This window comes from Nocardioides sp., from assembly GCF_004803405.1.
GTDB lineage: Bacteria > Actinomycetota > Actinomycetes > Propionibacteriales > Nocardioidaceae > Nocardioides > Nocardioides vastitatis.
Genome location: NZ_SSXI01000189.1, coordinates 1 through 2855, shown reverse-complemented (window position 1 = coordinate 2855; position 2855 = coordinate 1). Strand labels below are relative to the sequence as shown.

General features: G+C 65.6%; 4 protein-coding genes. 3 read left to right on the top strand and 1 reads right to left on the bottom strand.

From position 1 onward, the window contains the following. Window positions 1-206: 206 nt before the first annotated feature. The gene (locus tag E7Z54_RS13275) at window positions 207-1295 is read right to left on the bottom strand and encodes an NAD(P)-dependent alcohol dehydrogenase (protein WP_206056194.1); all 1089 of its coding nucleotides are present in this window, start codon (window positions 1293-1295) and stop codon (window positions 207-209) included. A 313-nt stretch (window positions 1296-1608) separates the two neighbouring features. On the opposite strand from E7Z54_RS13275, the gene E7Z54_RS24410 reads away from it, so the two are divergent. From E7Z54_RS24410 to E7Z54_RS13265, 3 genes are read left to right on the top strand one after another with little or no spacing between them, the layout of a single operon-like run. Beyond that, window positions 1609-1833, top strand: coding sequence for a hypothetical protein (locus E7Z54_RS24410; RefSeq protein WP_431188809.1), 225 nt, complete (start codon window positions 1609-1611; stop codon window positions 1831-1833). Next, window positions 1830-2171: a helix-turn-helix domain-containing protein gene (locus E7Z54_RS24405; RefSeq protein WP_431188808.1), complete on the top strand. Its 342-nt coding sequence runs from the start codon at window positions 1830-1832 to the stop codon at window positions 2169-2171. The genes E7Z54_RS24410 and E7Z54_RS24405 overlap by 4 nt, the downstream gene beginning before the upstream one ends. Next, window positions 2102-2812, top strand: a complete 711-nt coding sequence (locus tag E7Z54_RS13265) for an IS30 family transposase (protein ID WP_431188807.1) — start codon at window positions 2102-2104, stop codon at window positions 2810-2812. Before E7Z54_RS24405 ends, E7Z54_RS13265 begins: the two co-directional genes overlap by 70 nt. The last annotated feature ends 43 nt before the right edge of the window (window positions 2813-2855 follow it).

Sequence of the window (2855 nt, the reverse complement as noted above, 5' to 3'; positions counted from 1 at the left end):
CCCCCCCGGGCACCCGCTGCTTGTCGCCGTCCGCAGCGCACTGCCGCACGCCATGAGTACTCGGGCCGGGAGGCCCTCGGTCGCAGCGCTCACATCGATTGACCAACTGATGAGTCCCGATGAGGCGCGACGATGAATGTGCCCTCCTCGTGGGACCGCGGCGTCAACACCAACGTCGCCGACGCCGCGGCCCACGAAGCCTGGTCTCAGTACTTGATGACGGCGCGGCCCACGATGTCGCCGACGCGAATGGCATCGAGCGTCTCGTTGACCTCTTCCCACTTGATCTCGTGGATCGAGTGCTTGATGCCGCCCTGCTCGGCCAGCTTCACGACCTCGTCAAGGTCGTTGTAGTTGCCCCAGAAGGAGCCGTGGAACGTCCGCTCCCCGCTGACGATCGGGAAGAGCGGAAGGTCAACCTGGTCGCCAACGAGGCCGACCGTCGCGTAATGACCCTGCCGGGCCAGCAGACCGAAGCCCAATTGGATGGCGTCCGGCGCGCCAGCGCAATCGATCACCGCCGCGAGCTCGTCGATGCCGGTGACCTCGCGGAGCTCGCCGCGAACCTCGTCGAGGGTTCGACCGCTGATGTTGATCACGTTGTCGGCGCCAAGCCGGAGCGCCAGTGCCAGCTTCTCCTTGTTGCGAGCGAACGCAACGACCTTGGCACCACCGCTGAAGAGCTTCGCGTACTGGACCGCGTAGGTGCCGAGGGCGCCCACCCCCATGACGCCGATGACGGCGCCGGGGTTGAGAACACCGACGTCACGAAGCTTCTTGACGCCGCGGTATGGCGTGAGCCCTGCGTCGGTCAGCGGTGCGAGCTGCTCGGCGGACAGGTTGGCCGCCGAGTTGACCTTGATGATGAATGACGTGCGGACGGGAACGTACTCGGCGTAGCCGCCGTACGGACCGAACCCGGGCCACGCGAGATGCGGGCAGATCTGCGTATCGCCCTTGTGGCACAGGCGGCAGGTTCCATCACCCTGGCCGCCGACAACGACGACCTGGTCGCCGACGCTGTGGCCAGCGGCCTCCGCGGCGCTGCCGACCGCAACGATGTCACCGGCGATCTCGTGGCCAGGCGTGAGAGGGTACTCGAACGCCCCATACTTGCTGAAGTAGCCGTCGACCAGCTGGACGTCGGTGCGGCACAACCCGGCGGCGCCGACCTTGACCAGCACCTCGTCGGGGCCGATGTCGGGAACCGGCACCTCCTCGAGGACCAGCCGTTCCTTGATGCCGTACATGCGTGCTGCACGCATGGTGCCAGGGATGTTGATTGAATCTGTCATCGGGGATTCCTTAGCTTCTTGATGGGATGTGACAGGCGACGTACGCGGGCCTCCCGCACCCCGAGGTGTCCTTGACGATCCACATCGGGTCGCTGCCTGCATCACAGGGTTCTGTAGGCCCGTGCGCACTCGCATCCGTGGTGTCCGCAACATGAGCTCCACAGTGTTACGCGGACCGGGTCCGCCATATCGACCCGGTGGTTTCTAGCGACGGTCGCAACACCCCTACCCTCTGGGAGCTGTGTTGTCGTCGTCTCGTCGTGTGAAGAAGGGGCCGGGGCGGCGTCCGCAGTCGGCTAAGCGCCAGCGGTTCATGGAGTTGCGGGAGCGGGGGTGGAGCATCCGCGCCGCCGCGAAGGAAGTCGGTGTCGCTCGCACGACCGGAACCAACTGGGCGTGTGGGCACAAGGTCTATCGCAATGGCCAGGTCGTCGGTTCGAGCCTCCGCTGGAGCGCCTGTCCGTACGTCAGATCAGTTCGCGATTCCTTTCCCAGGACGAACGGGTTGAGATCGCGGACATGCGCCACGCTGGTATGAGCATCCGCAAGATCGCCGAGACGCTGGGGCGTGCACCGTCGACGATCTCGCGCGAACTGCGCCGCAACACCGTCGGGCAACGGGGATACCGCCCATTCGACGCGCACCGGAAAGCGACTGCACGGCGGGCTCGCCACCACCGTCGTCGCATCGAAAGCAACGCCGAGCTGCGCGAGCTGATCGGTGAGCTGCTCAGGCAGCGGTGGAGTCCGCAGCAGATCAGCCGCGAGCTGGAGATCGCCGACGACGGTTTCCAGACGATCCGGCGATGCGGCTTTGTCACGAGAGCATCTACCAGGCGGTCTACCAGGCGGTCTACCAGCCGGGATCGGTGCTGATGCGGCCGTCGGAGCTGGCGCCGCACCGGCGTTCGCCCCTTCGGACCGGGCGTGATCATCGCCGTGCGCACCAGCGCGGTGAGCGGCGCCGGCCCCGTTTCGAGCAGCCGATGCTGTCGATCCACCAGCGACCGTTTCAACCCGATGATCGTTCCGAGGCCGGGCACTGGGAGGGCGATCTGATCATCGGCAAGGATCTTCGTTCGGCGATCGGCACCCTCGTCGAACGCACTACGCGCGTGGTTCGCCTGCTGCACCTTCCGCAGCGCGATGGCGACACGTTGCACGAGGTGCTCAAGGCTCGGATGGGCGATCTGCCGGTAGGGCTGTTGCGATCGATCACGTGGGACCAGGGAACTGAGATGGCCCGACACCTCACGATCACGGCTTCGCTCGGGATGCCGATCTACTTTTGCCACTCCCGATCGCCTTGGCAGCGTGGCTCGAACGAGAACACGAACGGCCTGCTCCGCGACTACTTCCCCAAAGGCACCGACCTCAGCGTCCACTCGGCGGGGCATCTACTCGCAGTCGAGAACGAACTCAACAACCGGCCCCGGCTGGTGCTGAACGACCAAGCGCCAACTGAGGTGTTCCGGGCCCTGCTAGCCTCCAGATCTCCGTCAGTGTTGCGACGTTGAGTAGGGTCTGCCCCGAGTTTGGTTGACACCTGACCTGTGAGGA